General features: G+C 73.0%; 13 protein-coding genes. 4 read left to right on the top strand and 9 right to left on the bottom strand.

Features of this window, described 5'->3' with window-relative positions:
• Positions 1-81 precede the first annotated feature (81 nt).
• Positions 82-1,005: an NmrA/HSCARG family protein gene (locus IEY56_RS03555; RefSeq protein WP_189035560.1), complete on the bottom strand. Its 924-nt coding sequence runs from the start codon at positions 1,003-1,005 to the stop codon at positions 82-84.
• 106 nt (positions 1,006-1,111) lie between these two features.
• On the opposite strand from IEY56_RS03555, the gene IEY56_RS03550 reads away from it, so the two are divergent.
• A complete protein-coding gene (locus IEY56_RS03550; protein ID WP_189035559.1) occupies positions 1,112-1,678 on the top strand; it encodes a TetR/AcrR family transcriptional regulator in 567 nt (188 codons plus the stop codon).
• A gap of 61 nt (positions 1,679-1,739) precedes the next feature.
• Here IEY56_RS03550 and IEY56_RS03545 read toward each other — a convergent pair whose 3' ends face one another.
• Genes IEY56_RS03545 through IEY56_RS03520 form a run of 6 tightly spaced genes read right to left on the bottom strand, consistent with a single transcriptional unit; the run spans position 1,740 to position 7,394 of the window.
• Positions 1,740-3,023 carry a cytochrome P450 family protein gene (locus IEY56_RS03545; protein ID WP_189035558.1) on the bottom strand — a complete coding sequence of 428 codons (1,284 nt, stop codon included), beginning with the start codon at positions 3,021-3,023 and terminating at the stop codon, positions 1,740-1,742.
• A complete protein-coding gene (locus tag IEY56_RS03540) occupies positions 3,020-4,318 on the bottom strand; it encodes a cytochrome P450 (protein ID WP_189035557.1) in 1,299 nt (432 codons plus the stop codon). Before IEY56_RS03540 ends, IEY56_RS03545 begins: the two co-directional genes overlap by 4 nt.
• Positions 4,315-4,929: a GTP-binding protein gene (locus IEY56_RS03535; RefSeq protein WP_189035556.1), complete on the bottom strand. Its 615-nt coding sequence runs from the start codon at positions 4,927-4,929 to the stop codon at positions 4,315-4,317. Before IEY56_RS03535 ends, IEY56_RS03540 begins: the two co-directional genes overlap by 4 nt.
• The gene (locus IEY56_RS03530; RefSeq protein ID WP_189035555.1) at positions 4,910-5,269 is read right to left on the bottom strand and encodes a DUF742 domain-containing protein; all 360 of its coding nucleotides are present in this window, start codon (positions 5,267-5,269) and stop codon (positions 4,910-4,912) included. Before IEY56_RS03530 ends, IEY56_RS03535 begins: the two co-directional genes overlap by 20 nt.
• The gene (locus tag IEY56_RS03525) at positions 5,266-5,682 is read right to left on the bottom strand and encodes a roadblock/LC7 domain-containing protein (protein WP_045864609.1); all 417 of its coding nucleotides are present in this window, start codon (positions 5,680-5,682) and stop codon (positions 5,266-5,268) included. The genes IEY56_RS03530 and IEY56_RS03525 overlap by 4 nt, the downstream gene beginning before the upstream one ends.
• Positions 5,679-7,394, bottom strand: a complete 1,716-nt coding sequence (locus IEY56_RS03520; RefSeq protein ID WP_189035554.1) for an ATP-binding protein — start codon at positions 7,392-7,394, stop codon at positions 5,679-5,681. The genes IEY56_RS03525 and IEY56_RS03520 overlap by 4 nt, the downstream gene beginning before the upstream one ends.
• A gap of 644 nt (positions 7,395-8,038) precedes the next feature.
• Between IEY56_RS03520 and IEY56_RS03515 the strand changes: the two genes are divergently transcribed.
• Entirely contained in the window at positions 8,039-8,881 is an 843-nt protein-coding gene (locus tag IEY56_RS03515; protein ID WP_189035832.1) for an oxygenase MpaB family protein, read from the top strand.
• Between the two features lie 223 nt (positions 8,882-9,104).
• A complete protein-coding gene (locus IEY56_RS03510) occupies positions 9,105-9,890 on the top strand; it encodes a VOC family protein (protein ID WP_189035553.1) in 786 nt (261 codons plus the stop codon).
• 81 nt (positions 9,891-9,971) lie between these two features.
• On the opposite strand, the gene IEY56_RS03505 is transcribed toward IEY56_RS03510, so the two are convergent.
• Positions 9,972-11,456, bottom strand: coding sequence for a M1 family metallopeptidase (locus IEY56_RS03505; protein WP_189035552.1), 1,485 nt, complete (start codon positions 11,454-11,456; stop codon positions 9,972-9,974).
• 298 nt (positions 11,457-11,754) lie between these two features.
• Entirely contained in the window at positions 11,755-12,666 is a 912-nt protein-coding gene (locus tag IEY56_RS03500; protein WP_189035551.1) for an FAD-dependent oxidoreductase, read from the bottom strand.
• A 356-nt stretch (positions 12,667-13,022) separates the two neighbouring features.
• Here IEY56_RS03500 and IEY56_RS03495 point away from each other — a divergent pair, with 356 nt between their 5' ends.
• The gene (locus IEY56_RS03495) at positions 13,023-16,535 is read left to right on the top strand and encodes a hypothetical protein (protein ID WP_189035550.1); all 3,513 of its coding nucleotides are present in this window, start codon (positions 13,023-13,025) and stop codon (positions 16,533-16,535) included.
• Positions 16,536-16,544: the final 9 nt, after the last annotated feature.

Genomic DNA, 16,544 nt, shown 5'->3' with positions numbered 1-16,544 from the left:
TTGCTGTCGCACTGGTTGTGTACCGCATCGGCCCCTGCCGGACCCGTCCCGCACGGCCGGGTCCGGGGGAGGCGGGCCGGGTCAGGCGGTGGGCCCCATGTGCTCCCGCGCCCACGCCTCGAAACCGGTCAGAGGGATGCCCCGGTCCCTCGCGTACTCCGGCCGGGCCGGCTGCTCCGCCACGTTCATCCACTCGTGCGAGGCGCCCATCCCCGGCATCCCGGCGGCGAGGGCCTCCGCCTCGGTCATGTCCGGAGCGGGCAGGTGCCTGCCGAGGGCGCGGGAGAGGACTTCGGCGATCTCCGTCATCGTCAGAAGGTCGCTCGCCAGCTCCAGCTCGACTCCGTGGAACCGTTCTGGGGCGGCGACGGCCGCGGCGGCCGCGGCGCCGATGTCCCGCACGGCGACCAGGGGCAGCCGGGTCCCGGGGCGGATGACGCTCACCAGGCCGCCCTCGACGCCGCGGGGGAACAGGAAGGCCTTGGACGGCAGGAAGTTCTCCATGAAGAAGCCCGGCTTGAGCAGCGTCCAGTGCCGGAAGCCGGCCTCGCGGACCCGGTCCTGCACGGCGCTCTTGGCGCCCATGGTGGGCTCCATCGACGCCCAGCGGCCTTCGGCCCAGCCGGGAGCCCCGGTGTGCCGGCCGGCTCCGGTGACCGACGTGTGCACGAACTGCGGCACCCCGGCGGCCTTGGCGCCCTCGACGAGGTTGGCGCCCTGGGCCACCTCCCCGTCGTAGTCGAATCCGTCCGCGGTCATGGCGGGCATCTGCACGGAGAAGACGGCGCGGGTCCCTTCGGCGGCCCGGGCCACCGACGAGCGGTCGTTGAGGTCGCCGGCGACCAGCCGGGCGCCGAACGCCTCGACGGCCCGGGCGCGTGCGCTGTCCGGGTCGCGCACCAGGGCGCGGACGGGAACGCCCGCCGCGAGGAGGGCGCGGGCGGTGGCGCCGCCCTGGTTGCCGGTGGCGCCTGTGACCAGTACGGGTGCGGAGTCTGCGGACATGTCTCTCCCTCGAGGTGCTCCCGAAAGCGAAACGGCGGGGCCCGCCGTTTCTGTTCGGATACGATACGGCGGGCCCCGCCGTTTAGTGAATCGGGAGGTGACGTCCATGCCGGACCACCGTCGCGCGGACGCCCGGCGCAACTACGCGCGCATCCTGGCCGTGGCCGAGGAGGAGGTCGCCGCGCACGGCGCCGCCGCGTCCCTGGAGCAGATCGCCCGTGTCGCCGGAGTCGGCTCCGCGACCGTGCGCAGACACCTGCCGACCCGCCGGGCGCTGCTCGAAGCCGTCTCCCAGAAGCGGGTCGAGGCCCTGTGCGTCCGCGCCGCCGAACTGGAGAGCGGGAGCGACAGCCGGCGGGCACTGCTCGACTGGCTGAGCGACGTCGTCTCCTACGCCGCCTCCGCCCGGGGGCTGGCCGCCGCGCTCGCCTACGACGGCGACGGAGCCGGATCGGCGCACGAGAACGCCTGTTCCACGGCGTTGGAGGAGGCGGCGGAGCCGCTGCTGCGACGGGCGGCGCGGGACGGCGCGGTGGCGGCGGACGTCACCGCCACCGACCTGATCACGCTGATCGTGGGCATCGTCCTGGCCACGGAGCACTGCCCGGACCCCGCCGTCCGGGCGGCCAGGCTGTTCGGGCTGGCCGCCTCCGGGCTGAGCCCTCAGCGCTGAACTGGGCCCGCGGCGCTGAACGGACGCGGCCAGGGGCCGGCTCTCGGGCAGCGAGCCCGGTTCAGGCGTGCGGGCCCAGCCGCACCGGCAGTTCGTACAGCTCGTTCTGCGTGACAGCGGGCTTGTTGCGCAATTCGTGCGCGGGCACGGCGAGGGACATCTCCGGGAAACGCTCGAAGAGAGCGGGCAGCGCGATCCCGGCCTCAAGCCGGGACAGCGGCGCGCCGGGGCAGACGTGCGGCCCGTGGCCGAAGGAGAGATGGCGGTTGGGGGAGCGCGTCACGTCGAACTCGTCCGCCGCCGGGCCGTGCTGGACGGTGTCGCGGCCGATGGCACCGTAGGCGACGACGAGCGCCTCACCCTCGCCGATGACGCGGTCGCCCACCGGGACGTCCTCGGTCGCGAAGCGGATGAGGACGTGCGTGGTCGGCGCGTTCCACCGCAGCGTCTCCTCGATCGCGGATTCCCAACTCGCCTCACCGGCCCGGACCTTCGCGAACTGCCCGGGGTGGGTGAGCAGGGCGACGACGGCGTTGACGATAAGGCTGATGGTCGTCTCGTGGCCTGCCGCGATCATCAGCTGGAGCGTGGCGTTGACCTCCTCGTCGCTGAGGCGGTCGCCGCCGTCGCCGGCCTGCAGGAGCGCGCTGGTGAGGTCGTCGCCGGGGGAGCGCTTCTTCTCCTCGACGACACCGGCGAAGAGCTCGTTGAGTTCACCGATGATGGCGAGCACCTTCTCCGGCGGCGTCACGCTGGAGAAGAAGCCGTCGTAGAGGTCGCGCAGCCGCGGATGCCGCGCCGGATCGATGCCCATCAGCTCGCTGACGACGTTCATGGGCAGCCGGTACGCGAAGTGGGCCTTGAGGTCCACCTCCCCGCTGGAGTCCGCCGCCCCTTCCAGCTCGTCCAGCAGCTCCGCCGTGATGGCCTCGATGCGCGGACGCATCGCCTCCACACGCCGCGGGGTGAGGGCCTGCGCGGCGAGGGTGCGCAGCCTGCGGTGCTCGGCGCCGTCGAAGGTGAGCATGCTGGGGCCGGGATCGGCGAGTCCGATCATCGACCAGCTGTCCGGGATCTCCCCGCGCTGCCGGGCGCCCCAGCGGGAGATGTCCTTGACCAGACGCGAGTCGGTGAGGAGCTTCCGCGCCTCGGCGTGGTGGGTCACCGCCCACACCCGGACACCGCCGGGCAACTCCACCTCCGCGAGCGGGCCGGCGGCGCGCAGCCGCGCGCCCTCTCCGAACAGGTCTCGCACCAGCGGGTCGAGCACGATCGGCTCGTCCGCGCTCTCCGGCGCCGCTCCGCCGGCCGTACCGCCGGCGCCCGTCACGGGGCACGACGTCATCGGCCGCCTCCCAGTGCCGAGGTGGGTGTGAACGTGACCGGCAGGGACTCCAGTCCTCGCAGGAACGGCGACGGCCGCCACCGCAGCTCCTCCGGCGGCACGGCGAGGTCGACGTCGGGGAGTCTGTCCAGCAGCACCTCGATGCCCGTGCGCGCGATGCCCTCGGCGATCTCCTGCGCCGGGTAGGGGCACCGGTGCGCGCCGTGGCCGAAGGAGAGGAACGCGCTGTTGCCGCCGGTGAAGGCCGTCCGGTCCGGGCGGATCTGCGGGTCGGCGTTGGCGCCGGCGAAGCTGAGGATGAGCAGGTCGCCGCACCTGATGCGCTTGCCCGCCAGGTGCGTGTCCCGCGTCGTCCACCGGCCGGCGATGTTCTGCGACGGAGTCTCCTCCCACAGCACCTCGTTCATCGCCTCGGCGACGCTGTTGCGTCCCCCGCTCAGCGACGCGGAGAACCGCTCGTCGGTCAGCATCAGCCGCATCGAGTTGCCGATCCAGTCGGCCGAGGGGTCATGGCCCGCGACGATGTTGACCATCATGTCCTCGAGGATCTCCTCGGAGGAGAACTCGCCCGAGTTGAAGTGCGTCTGCATGCGCGTGGAGACGTCGGCCGCGGGCGAGATCGCGCGGGAGCGCAGCAGCGCGCCCATGGAGCTCTGCAGGTGCTGCCGTCCCTGCAGGGCGTCGGCCGACCCGTTCACCACCGCGTTGATGCTGGGGACGAGAGCCGCGCCCTCCTCGTCGGTGAACCCGTAGAGCTTGGCGAGGACGAGGGCGGGGAGCTTCTTGGCGTACTGGGAGATCAGATCCGCCTCGGCCAGCCTGCAGAACGAGTCGATCAGCGCGTCCGCGTTCTGCTCGGCGTAGCCGCGCAGTTCGAACGGGTCGACCTCGCCGAGCGCGTCGCTGACCAACGCCGAGCGGCGGGCGTGCCGTTCGCCGTCCTCGTAGAGGATCGAGGGCTGGCGGCCCACCATCGGCATCAGCGGCCAGTCCGGCGGGATGCGGTCCCACATGTTCCACACCGACGAGTCGCGGGTGAACAGGGCCGGGTTCTCCGTGATGTGGTGCAGCTCCTTGTAGCCCAGGACGAGCCAGGCGGGTACGTCACCCGGCAGCGTGACCGGTGCGATGGCGCCGTGCTGGCGGCGCATGTCGCGGTAGAGCTCGTCGCGGTCGTCGTTGATGAAGCGGGGGCCGAACATGGCGACGGCGCCGTGATCGACCGGGCAGCCGGCGGCGGGGTCCGGGCTTCCGGCGGGGGCGCCGGCGGCGGACTGCGACGGGGGAGTTGTCATGGTGCGTTCTCCCGGGCGGAGGAGGAAAGCCGGTAGAGGTGGTTCACGAGAGTGATCAGCACCTCCTTGCTGGATTCGCGCGAACGGGCGTCACATTCGATGAGCGGCACGTCCTCGGACAGGTCGAGGGCCTCGCGTACCTCCTCGGCCGAGTAGTGCGGTCCGCCGAAGTCGTTGCGGGCCACGATGAAGGGCATGCCGTGCTGTTCGAGACGGTCGATGGCGTACCAGGAGTCGACGAGTCTGCGGGTGTCCACGAGCACGACGGCGCCGAGGGTGCCCGTGAAGAGGCGGTCCCACAGGAACCAGAACCTTTCCTGCCCAGGCGCCCCGAACAGGTAGAGCACCGTGGTGTCGTTGAGGCTGATCCGTCCGAAGTCGAAGGCGATGGTGGTGGTCGTCTTGCTCTCGACGTTTGTGGTGTCGTCGACGCCCTCGCCCGCACGCGTCATCGTCTCCTCGGTGTTGAGGGGGCGGATGTCGCTGACGGAACGCACCATCGTGGTCTTGCCGACACCGAACCCGCCGACGATCACGATCTTCAGCCCGTTGGCCGCTGTGCTGTGCAGCGGCGGGCGGGTTCCGGTGAGATCAGAGGTTGCGGAGTCCAACGAGCACCTGCTTCAGGATTTCGGGATCGGGAAGTCGATCCGCGGCGGTGGCTGTCGTGCGCGGATGTCGTGCGGTGATCCGGCCTGCGGCATGCAGATCGCCCAGCAAAATCCGCACGATGCTCACCGGCAGGTTGAGATCGGAGGCGATCTCCACGACCGCCGTGGGGGAGCTGCAGATCCGCAGGATGGAGGCGTGCTCCGACTGCATCCCGGGGGTGGGCTGACTTTCGCTGACGACGAGCGTCACGAGGTCGAACGCGTCCGAGTTGGACCGGCTGCGCCCACCCGTCACGGTGTACAGCCGGTCCGGGTCCTCGTCCCGGCCCGGCCGTTTCATGCCGGGTCTCTGCTCTCGTCCTGCTGCCGCGGAGGCGTGGTGAGGTACTCGCTGAGCTGTTCCACGAGTTCGTTCATGTTGTGGCCGATGAGGCCCACGTCGGAGTCCTCGGTCGCTACCACGGCGAGATGGGCTCCGGAGCCGGCCTCCACGACGAAGAGGATGCCGCCGTAGAACTCGGCCATCGCCTGGCGTACGCCGCCACTGCCGTTGCCGAACTCCACGGACGCGCCGTGGGAGAGGCTCTGGATGCCTGCGGAGATGGCGGCCAGCTGGTCTGCCTGGTCGGCATCGAGGTCGGAGGAACTGCACAGCTTGAGTCCGTCGCGGGACAGGACGAGGGCGTGCCGCGTGCCCGGCGTCCGTCGCAGCAGACTCTCCAGCAGCCAGTCGAGCTTGCCGTCGGTGATCATTCGGTGTGGTCCTCCGGGCGGGACGAGGAGGGTGAGGGTGAGGGGGAGGCCGCGTCGTCCGGTTTGGTTTCGGGGGACGACGAACCGCCCTGTACGGCACGGCGGAAGGCGCCGAACCGGGAGCCGGACTGCTCTGCCGATCTCGCGGGCTCCGCCGCGCGGTCGGCGTCGGATGAAGAGGTGCGCTGCTGAGCGGCGGCCAGGGTCTGCCCGCGGCGCCGCTTCGGCAGTCCGCCACCGGTCTCCTCCACGGGAGCGTGCTCCGCGGGAGTCTCACCGGCGGACGCGTGCTCGGGGGAGGGCTCCGGCTCGCGGGCCGGGCGCGAGGCCGCGGCGGAGACCGCCGGCTCACCGGCGGGCCGGTGCCTTCTCGGCAGCCCGCTCAGCGGCCCCTCCCTCCCGGTGCGCGGCGTCGGGATGTCGGCGCCGCGTTCGGCGGCGGGAGAGCGCGCCGGCTCGGCACGCGGCGGTGCCGTACGCGAGGGGAGTTCCGTGCGCTCCGGACGGCGACTCTGGACGCCAGGCTGGGTGCCGGACTCTCGCGTCATGGCCTGGCTTTCTCTCTTCGGCTGTGTGATCAGCGTCTGCGGGACCATCAGCAGCACCCCGGTGCCGCCGTGCGCCGAGGGCCGGAAGGAAACGGACAGGTTGTGCTTGTGGGCCAGCCGTCCGACGACGGCGAGACCGAGCCTGGTCCCGGAGAGGTTGGTGAGGTCCAGGGACTCCGCCGAGACGGCCTGCTGCGCGCGCTGCAGGGCGACGTCGCCCATGACGAGGCCGCCGTCCTCGACGGTGATGATGACTCCGGCCGACGCCTCCTCCACGTAGACGTGGACCTCGGAGGTGGGCGGGGAGAAGTTGGCGGCGTTGTCCATGAGTTCGGCGAGCGCGTGCATCACGCCCTCCGCCGCGTGCCCGGCGACGGCGAGCTCGCACGACGAGTGCAGCCGCACGCGCTGGTAACCGCTGATACGGCCCATCGCGCCGCGCAGGATGCTCTCCATGACGATGGGCTTGGCCCAGCGACGGCCGGTACGGGCACCGGTGAGCACCGCGATCGAGTCGGCGAGGCGGCCGGTCTGCGCGGTGCGGTGGTCCAGGTGGAGCAGGTCGCCGAGGACCTCCTCGTCCGAGTACTTGTGCTCCAGCTCCCGGAGGTCGGCGGCCATGCTCGTCGCGAGGGCCTGGACGCGGCCGGCGGCGTTGGCGCACGCGGCCATCGCCGCGGCCCGCATGCCCTCGCCCCGGTGCACCTCGTTCGCCAGGAGGTGCAGCACGCGCTGGAAGGCGTTGTTGGCGACGGTCGGGACCGTCGCGAGCGCGGTCTGTGCGGAGGCCCCCGAACGCAGCCGCTCGACCAGGATCGGCACGACGACGTCGGCGAAGTGCGCGGCCACGGCCCGCTCGGCGTCGGCCTCGTCGTCCTTCTTCTTGACGACCGCCCGCAGGTGGCGGGTGAGGAGGATGCCGCGCGTGGCCAGGGCGACGGAGATGCTGAGGAGTACGGCGGCGGCTCCGCCGGCCCAGGCGACGGCCGGGCGTATGGAGAGCGGTGACGCGTAGACGGCGTACAGGCACGCGGGACCCGTGACGAGCACGGCTATCAGAAAGGCGAGAGCTGTACCCGTCCCCGTTTTCGGCGAACGCCCGGCGCCGCGGTCCGTGGCACCGGGGCGGGACTGTTTTGACGGTGGGGAGGTCTCGGGGGTCATCAATCAGGGTCCTTGTGGACAGGTCCGGGCAGGGAGGGGGGTGAGCCGCACAGGCCGGTCAGCGCCGCACCAATATAGGGGAGCGAGCGATCATTTAAAGCCGCAGGCCGAAAACAATTGATCAATCGATCACCTGCATCCACCTGTTGGGACCGGCTGCGTTCCCCGTGACGGCGCCGGAGGTGAAACTCCCGCCGATGATGTCCCGTTGGATCGCACTCGTACGCGGTGAACCGCGCGAACCACCGCCGTACGCAAATGCCGTTCCATGTCCTGTTCGGTCGTCGCATGGCCGTATCCGCCCATCGTGCGGCTGCCTTGCCGCGGGCGTGCCCGGCCAGTTCGTTCGAAACTCAGTCTGGCCATGGAAGCGCCACTAGGGAAGAGCTAGAGAGGGTTCCGTATGGCCGCTGTGCAGTGCCGTATGCCAGAAGCCGGGCATCCCGCGCGTACCGCCGCGGCCCCGGAACGCGGCGTTCGGCGGCCGGGAGGCACCGGCCCGGGGCCCGGCCGCCGCCCCGCCGGCCGCGCGTCCGAAAGAGGCCGGAGGCATCATGAAGAGAGTGAGCAGCGACAGCAGCAGCCGGGCCGACAGCGACAGCGTCCGGGGGCGGGACGGGCCCGTCCCGCCCCCGCCGGGCGGCATGCTGTGGGACCTCGCGGGAGAGGTCAGGATGCTGCTGACCCTGCCCGCCGCGCTCGCGATGCAGGTCGCGCACCCGGCCGTGAGCGCGGGCGTCGACGAGTACTCGGTCTTCCGGACCGACCCGTGGGGACGCGGCGAGCGCTCCCTGAGAAGCGTTCAACTCTGGGTGTACGGCGGGGAGAAGGCCGAGGAAGAGGGGCGCCGGCTGCGCAGGCTGCACCAGGGGATCAAGGGGGTCGACGCCCACGGCCGCGAGTACCACGCCCTCACCCCGGCCTACTACTCGTGGGTGCACGCCACGGGTTTCCCCGTCTACCGGCACACCCGGCCCTATCTCGGCGGCCGCCCGTACACCCCGGACGAGGAGCGGCGGCTGTACGCGGAGTGGCTCCAGGTCGGACGCGTCCTCGGCATCCAGGACCGCGACATGCCGCAGACGGTCGAGGAGTTCTGGCCGTACTACAGACGGGTCCTGTCCGAGGAGCTGGAGAGGACGGCCGTCGTCGAGGAACTCATCGCCGTCGACGTGCCCCTGCCCGCGCCCGACCGGGGACCCCGCGCCGTCCGCACGGCGCTGCGCCTGGCCTGGCCGGTCCTGGGGCCGTGGTTCGCCCGCTTCCGCCGCTTCCTCACCATCGGCATGATGCCGCCGGACGCCCGCGCCGCCATCGGCCTGCCCTGGACGGAGCGGCAGGAGCGGCGGCTGCGGGGGCTGGGGCGCGCGGTGCGTGTCGTGATGCCGCTGCTGCCGGAGCGCCTGCGGTACCTGCCTCTGGCCTACGCGGCGCGGAAGGAGTACCGCCGCCAGTCGGGCCGCCCGGGGCCGGAGCCGGGCGGATGACTCACGGCCGGGGCGCGGCTGCCGGTCGTCCGGGGTGCGGCCGCCGGCCGGTGGGCGGACCGGGCCGGGAGGGCGGGCAGGGCGTGGAACGGGCCGCGCGCGGCGCCCCGGAGGGAGGCGGGTGAATTCGCCCGCGGCGCCGTCGCGGGGCGGCGTGGCGGGGGAGGCGGCGGACACCGCGCTCGGCACAGTGACCGGGAACCGCTGCCCATAAGGAGCTGCCATGCCCGAGGTAACTGCCCGTTACGAGCCCGGTGTCCCTTGCTGGGTCGACCTGATGGTCCCCGACCAGCAGGCGGCCCTCGACTTCTACCGCGACCTCTTCGGCTGGCAGGGCGAGATCGGCCCCGCGGAGAACGGCGGCTACTCGGTCTGCACCCTGCACGGCAGGCCCGTCGCGGGGATCATGGCCGCGATGTCCCCGGACGGCGGGCCCACGCCCCCGCCCGCGTGGACCACGTACCTGGCCTCCGACGACGTGGAGTCCGGTGTGCAGGCCGTCATGGACAACGGCGGCACCGTCATGGTCCCCGGCATGGACGTGATGGACCTGGGGCGGATGGCGGTCGTCGCCGACCCGGCCGGCGCGGTCTTCGGGCTGTGGCAGGCCAGGGAGTTCATCGGCTCGCAGATCGTCAACGAGCACGGCGCGGTCATCTGGAGCGAGCTCAACACCTCCGACATCGAAGGCGCCGGCTCCTTCTACCGGCACCTGGGCATCCACACCTCGACGATGGAGGGGGCGCCGGGCTACTACGCGCTCAACGCCGCCGGCCGCGCTGTCGGCGGCATGCAGGGGCTGGAGAACTCGCCGTCCGGCACGCCGCCGCACTGGATCCCGTACTTCGCGATCGACGACACAGACAGCACGGTCGACGCCCTCATCCGGGCGGACGGCTCCGTGCTCGTGCCCCCGTTCGACATGATGGCGGGCCGCATGGCGGTGGTGCAGGACCCGCAGGGCGGAACGTTCGCCCTCATCAAGCCCGTCCCGCCGGGCACCGCCTGACACACCGCCCGACCCGTCGTCCGGCTCACCGTCACGCGCCGGCCCCCGGAGCCCGAGAAGGCTCCGGGGGCCGGCGTCCCGTCAGTGGCGGTGCGATCCGTTGACGGCCTGGATCTCCTCCCACGAATCGGGCCGTACGGGCTCGCCACGCTCGCTCTTCACGCCCCCCAGCGCTGGCTTCGACGGCCTCGACGCCGTGTGCAGCCAGGCGTCGAAGAGCTTGCCGAGGGATTCACCGGAGACCTTCTCCGCGTACTTCTCGAAGTCCGCCAGGCGTGCGTTGCCGTACGAGCGCTCCGACGGCCAGCCCTTGAGGATCGCGAAGAAGTCCTTGTCGCCGATCTTGTTGCGCAGCGCCTGGAGAGCCATCGCGCCGCGGTCGTAGACCGCTCCGTGGAACTGGTTCTCGGGGCCCGGGTCGCCCGGCTTCACCTTCCAGAACTCGTCGCCGGCGGGGTAGGAGTCGTAGGCGTACTCGGCCAGTTCCTGCGCGGTGCCCTCGCCCTGCTCCTCCGACCACAGCCAGGAGGCGTAGCTCGCGAAGCCCTCGTTCAGCCAGATGTCCTTCCAGTTCCGCACGGACACGCTGTCGCCGTACCACTGGTGCGCCACCTCGTGGACGACGACCGAGACGTCGGTGCCGCTCTTGAAGCGCTTGTTGCCGTAGAAGGCCATCGTCTGGGTCTCGAGGGCGAAGCTCTTGCCCGTGTCGGGTACGTAGCCGCCGACGGACTCGAAGGGGTACTTGCCGAACACGCCCTCCAGCCAGTCGGTGATCTCGGCGGTGCGCTCGACGCTCGCGCGGGCGGAGCCGTCCTCGTCGCCGAGGCCCTTGCTGTAGGCGTTGAGGACCGGAATGCCGCTCTCGGTGGTGCTCTTCGTCAGGTCGAACTTGCCGACGGCGAGCGTCGCCAGGTATGTGGCCTGCGGCTTGCTGGAACGCCAGGACGTGCGCACCCAGCCGGCGGACTCCCGCTCGGACACCAGCCTGCCGTTGCTGAGGCTCTGGTAGCCCTCGGGGACGGCGATGCTCACGTCGAAGGTGGCCTTGTCGCTGGGGTGGTCGTTGCTCGGGTACCACCACCAGGCCGACTCGGGCTCGTTGGCGGCCACCGCTCCGTCAGGCGTGCGGTGCCAGGAGGTGAGCCCGTTGACCTCGACCTCCGAGGGGACGCCCGAGTAGCGCACGACGACGGTGAAGTCCTCGCCCTTCGCGATCGGCTGGGCCGGGGTCACCTCCAGCTCGTGGTCGCCGGAGGTCTCGAAGGACGCCTTGCGGCCGTTGACGTGCACCGTGCTCACATCGAGGGCGAAGTCCAGGTTGAAACGGCTCAGTTCCTGGGTGGTCTCCGCCAGCAGCGTTGCGGTGCCCGAGAGTTCGTCGCTCTTCGGCTGGTACTTCAGCCGCAGGTCGTAGTGCGAGACGTCGTAGCCGCCGTTGCCGTACGCGGGGTAGTACGCGTCTCCCGCTCCGGGCGCACCCGGCGATGGTTCGGCCGCCGAGGCCGGAACCGCCGTCAGGAGTGCGGCGAGCACCGCACCCGGAACCATGAGTCTGTGACGCACGAGTCCTCCAACTCCCTTGCCGCAGCGAACCGCCACGCTGATCCGGCTGCCAGGCCGGCAGCCGGGCCGATGCCCGTCGCACCTGACCGAGTCCGTCTTGGCCGGACTGGGCCGGGATGAAGGGTATGTACTCCGCCCGGGCCCGGCAGCCCTTTCCCGCCGACTGCCACAGGAACGTCATGCGGCGGACATCAGCCATCCCGAGGGCGCGGAAGGCGGCGCGTGTGCCGCCCCGCGCCCGGCGCGCCCCGGCCCCGTCCGCAGCGTTCCGGCGCCGCCCCGCCGGGCCTTCCGGGTCTCAGGCGCCGTCGAGAAGCCGGAGCACGTCGAGGGCGCACCCCCAGGAGACCGTCACCCCGGCGCCGCCGTGCCCGTAGTTGTGGACGCACGTGGCCCCGCCGGGCAGCTCCTGCCTCTCCAGCCGCACTCGGGGCCGGTACGGGCGCAGCCCCACCCGCTCCTCGATGATCCGTGCGTCCGCCACCTCCGGACGGAACCGTGAGCAGCGGCGCACGATGGCTTCGGTGACGGCCGGGTCGGGCGTCAGGTCCTCGGCGTCCTCGTCGGCGGTGCCTCCCAGCAGCAGGCCGTACGGCTGGGGGAGCAGGTAAGTGGTCTGCGGATCCCCGGAGTCGGTGCGCGAGGCGAGGAACCACTCGTCGATGCCGGGGTTCTCCACGACGACGATCTGCCCCCGCACGGGCTGCATCCCCGTGTCTCCGGCCAGCTCGCGGGCGCCGAGGCCGGTGCAGTTGACCACGACGGGCGCTTCGGCGGCGGCTTCGTCCAGCGACGTGATCCCGCGCTGCTCGACGCGGCCTCCGGCTGCCGCCAGCCTGCCCCGCAGATACCGGAGATAGGTCTGCATGTCGACAAGGGGAGTCCGGGGCGGATTCCCGATCAGGGAGTGCCATGCGTCCGGTACGGAGTCGCCGGCGTCGTCCTCCAGGGTGCCCCGCACGAGCCGTACCCCGGTGCGGGCCGGCTGTTCGGCGAGCCAGGCGAAGTTGCGGAACGAGCGCTCCGCCCACTCGACCGCCCGCTCCTGCGGCTCGATGCGGTACGGCCAGCACAGGCCGCCGGAGACCTCCGACGCCGTCGGCGCGGCCTCTTCCCGGCTCCAGACCCGTACGTCCGCGTCCCGCTCGGCCAGCATCACCGCGGTCGTCAGTCCGATGACGCCTGCCCCCACCACGATCACGTCGTCCATGCCGCGACGCTAGGGAACCGGCGGCGGATCGATCAATAGCGCGATCGGGTCCCGAGGGGGACGCGGCGGGAGCGGACGGGCGCTCCGGGCCGTGAGCGACGCGGGCCGTGGCCCGGGTGCCCGGTGCGCGCGGACCGGACCGCGCACCCTCCCGCACGCGGACCCAACTCCCCGCGGGCAGCGTCCAGTAGCGCCGGCCGCCGGCACGCGTGGCCGTGCCGGACCGCGCCGTGGCCATCCGTCCCCCGCCTCGATCCGGGGGAGAGATCGCCGGGCGGCCGAAAATACGCGCACGTACTGCTAAGCCCTGGGGAGAACCCTCCCGCGCGGGGCTGCCGGCAGGCAGAATCCCCGCCATGTCCCGTGCCGCCGCCACCGAACTCCTCGACGCTCTCGAGCCGCTCGCTCACCGGGAGCGCATACGCCTGCTCTGCGCCCGAGCCCGCGAAGCCGCCGGAGACGACGGACTCGCCGGGCTGCTGGACGGGTTGGAGCAGCACGGGCTGTACGGCAGGCGGCTGGCGGTCATCGCCGCGAGCGCGGGCCGGGACCACGCCCACCTGTCGGCCCGGCTGGCCCACCCCGACGCGTTCGTCCGCGGCCACGCTCAGCGAGCGGCCGCCGCGCCGTCCGGAGGGATCACCGACGACGCCCTCCTGCAGGCGCTGCACGCTGCTCCCGCCGCCATCCGCGCGGAGCTGCTGCGCACCATCGTCGCCGGCGGGCGCAGCGAACTCGCCGACGGCCTCATCGACGTGCTCCGCACCCGCTGGGGCGACGCGGAGGCCGCCAGGCTCCTGCCCGGCTGCGGCGCTGCGACGGTCGCACGGCTGCTGCCGGAGCTGTTCCACACGGTCGCCTGCTGGGGGGCGCTCGCCGGACGCCACCCCGGCGAGGTGCTCGCCGAATCCGCCCGGCAGCTCGACGAACTGCCGCCGGTGCTCCGAGAGTTGTGGTGGGACCGGTACGCCGCGGGAGTGGCGCGTACGGCCGCCGCCCGTCCCGAAGAGGTTCTCGGACTGCTGGAGCGCTACCGGGAGCGGCTGCCGCTGCCCCTGCCGTTCTGGCCGCAACTGCCGCGCCTCGTCGCCGCGGACCCCGGCCGTACGGTCCGCCTGCTCCTCGCGGACGAGCACTCCGGCCGCCTGCTGGACAAGGGCCTGCCCCCGTCGGTGCTGCGCCGCCTGGTCAAGGCCGACGCCCCGGAGCTGTACGAGCTGGGACGTGCCTGGAACCGCAGCCCGAAGCGCTTCGCGGAGCTGCTGCGGGCGCTTCCGCCCGGCCGCCGCGCCGCCTTCTACGACGCCGTGACCGAGGACGAGGACCGCTCCCACGAGCGCCTCGACGAGGAGGTCCTCGACGCGCTGCCGCACGAGCGCCGCGAGGCGGAGGCGCAGCGGATGGCCCAGCAGGCCCGGGACAGGGAGGCCCACTGGGCGACCGTCCTCGCGGCCGTCGCCCACCTGCCCGGCCAGGAGGCCCGCGAAGAGCTGGAGGAGGCGACCCGGCGTCCCGCGGCGGAGGACCGCGCCCGGGCGTGGCCGCTCCTCGTACGCCAGACCGTGCGCGCCGCCCGCCGCGACGGCGGCGACCACGCCCGCGTCAACAAGCTGCTCGGCGCCATGGCACGGCTGCGGAACGAGCAGGACGCCGTCAGGTGGTCCGCCCTGAACGCGCTGACGGCGCTTCCTCCGCGGCTGCTCACGGACGAGGCCGCGGACCACCTCGACCGCCTCACCGGCGACGCCGTCCAGGCCCCCGACTCCTCGCACGAGACCCGGGAGGTTCTGGGGCGCCTCGCAGGGGCGGTCCTGCGGGAACACGTCGCCAGCGGCCGCCGCGCCCTCGTCGGGTGGGCGCTGCGCACCATCGTGCGGCTCACCGGCGACACCGGCGGGGCCGATCTGGGCAGGCTCGACCGCACGCTGCCCCGCGGCCAGGAGCACACCGTCCACGAGTCGCTGCGGTACTGGCTGGAGGCCGGCGCGGAGAAGGACGACCACGGGCTGACGTTCGCGCTCGCCCGCGCGGTCGGCGCGCGCGCCGACGACATGCCGGAACTGCAGGAACTCCTGTGGCAGGCGGTGCAGTTCGGCAGCGAGGCCAACGCGCGGGCGGCGGTCGGGCTGTGGCTGCGCGATCCGCGTGCGCGGGACGCCAGGGCCGCGGACGTGCTGTCCCTGGACGCGTCGGCCGCGGTGCTGCCCGCCGTCTCCCGCACGATCTGCAGGCGCCGCACCGACCTGCTCGACACCGTGCTGGGCGAGGCCCCGCCCTACGGACGGTTCCTCACCAAGGACGACACGCCCCCCATGCCGCCCGTCGACCGGTGGACGGACCGCTGGCTCCCCCGCCAGCAGCGGGCCGCCGCGCAGCTCCTCGCGCACGAGGCGGACGACGACACCAACGGCATGGCCCGGCGGAAGGCCGCGCTCTCGAAGCTCGCGCACGTCCCCGGAGAGGGCGCGCGGGAGTTGCGCCTCTGGGTGAACGACTGGGTCGAGGACGAGGAGGAACTCGCCGAGTCGGCGATGGGGGCCCTCGTACGCACCGACCGCCCCGAGGAGGCGCTGCCCGCCCTGCTGGCCCACACCGCCGAGGGCCGGGCCCGCAACGCCGTCCGCGCGCTGGCGCGCGCCTGCCGCTACCTCGCTCCGTCACAGCTGACCGACGTGGTGCGCGGACTGCTGCTTCCCCCGGGGGAGAGCGGCGGCGGCCACGACGCCGCCCCGGGGACCGAGCCCTCCGGGGCCACCGGGGAGGCTCGTGGCGAACCGTCCGCCGGGAGTCCCCGCGAGGAGCCGGGCGTGACGGTCACCGCGCGGCGGCAGGCCGTACGCCTCGCCGCGTCCCTGCTGCCGGTGTCGGAGGCCGCGGAGGTGCTGCTCGCGGCGTACGAACTCCCGGGCCAGCACGTGGACGTGCGGGCGGCCTGCGTCACCTCGGCGGCGCAGCTCCTGGATGACCGCCGCGCCTGGCAGGTGATCGCGTCCGCCGCCGAGGGCGAACCCGTCCTGTGCCAGGCCGTGCTGCGCACCCGCCCCCTCCACCTCCCCGAACGCCACCGGGAGCGCTACGCCCGCATCGTCACCGGGCTCGGCGGGGCGGAGGACCCCCAGGTCGCCGAGACGGTCCACTCCTCGCTCGCGCACTGGGCGCCGTGGGCCCCGGAGGCCGCGGACGTCCTCGCGGACGCGGTCACCGACCTCGCCAACCGCGGCACCTGGCAGTACGCCGCGGACGGCCTGGTGGAGCTGGCCGCCGCACTCCCCGAGAGCGCCACCACGTTCACCGACGCGGTCTCCCGGCTCATCGCCTCCGACGCCGACCCGCACACCCCCGACGCCGACCCGGACCGCGACCGCCCCGCGCGGCGCCGCGTCGAGCACATCGTGCTCACCCTGGGCCGGCGGGCGGGCAGTCACCGCAACGCCCGCCAGGCCGCCGGGCAGACGGGCGTACTGCTCGCCGGGCACGAGGAGTTCGTGCCGCTGGCCGCCCGCCTGCTCTGCTCGGCCGTCGACCTCGGCGCAGACGAGGAGACACTGGCCAGGCAGCTGCGCGGCATCGCCGGCCTGCACGCCCAGCTGCCCGGGCAGGCGTGGCGCACCGCCGACGAACTGCGCCGCACCCTGCAGTCCGGCCACCGGCCTTCCGGCAGCAGCGAGCGCCTTCTGCGGGTCGCGCGCGGTCTCGTGGCGGACGGAGGCCACGCCTCGGGTCTGCTGGCCGTGGCGCTCGCCGCGGCTGTGAACCCCCGCAGCGGCTGGAGCGAACCGTGGCGGGCCTTCCTGCGGGACGTCCGCAGGCACGACGTGCCGGACGTGCGGGTGGCCGCCCTGGAGGTGGCGACCGCCACGGGGGAGTGACCGCCGGGT

It is taken from the genome of Streptomyces daqingensis, from assembly GCF_014645895.1.
Lineage (GTDB): Bacteria > Actinomycetota > Actinomycetes > Streptomycetales > Streptomycetaceae > Streptomyces > Streptomyces daqingensis.
The sequence above is the reverse complement of the archived record's forward strand: the minus strand, read 5'-3'. Positions and strand labels throughout refer to the sequence as shown.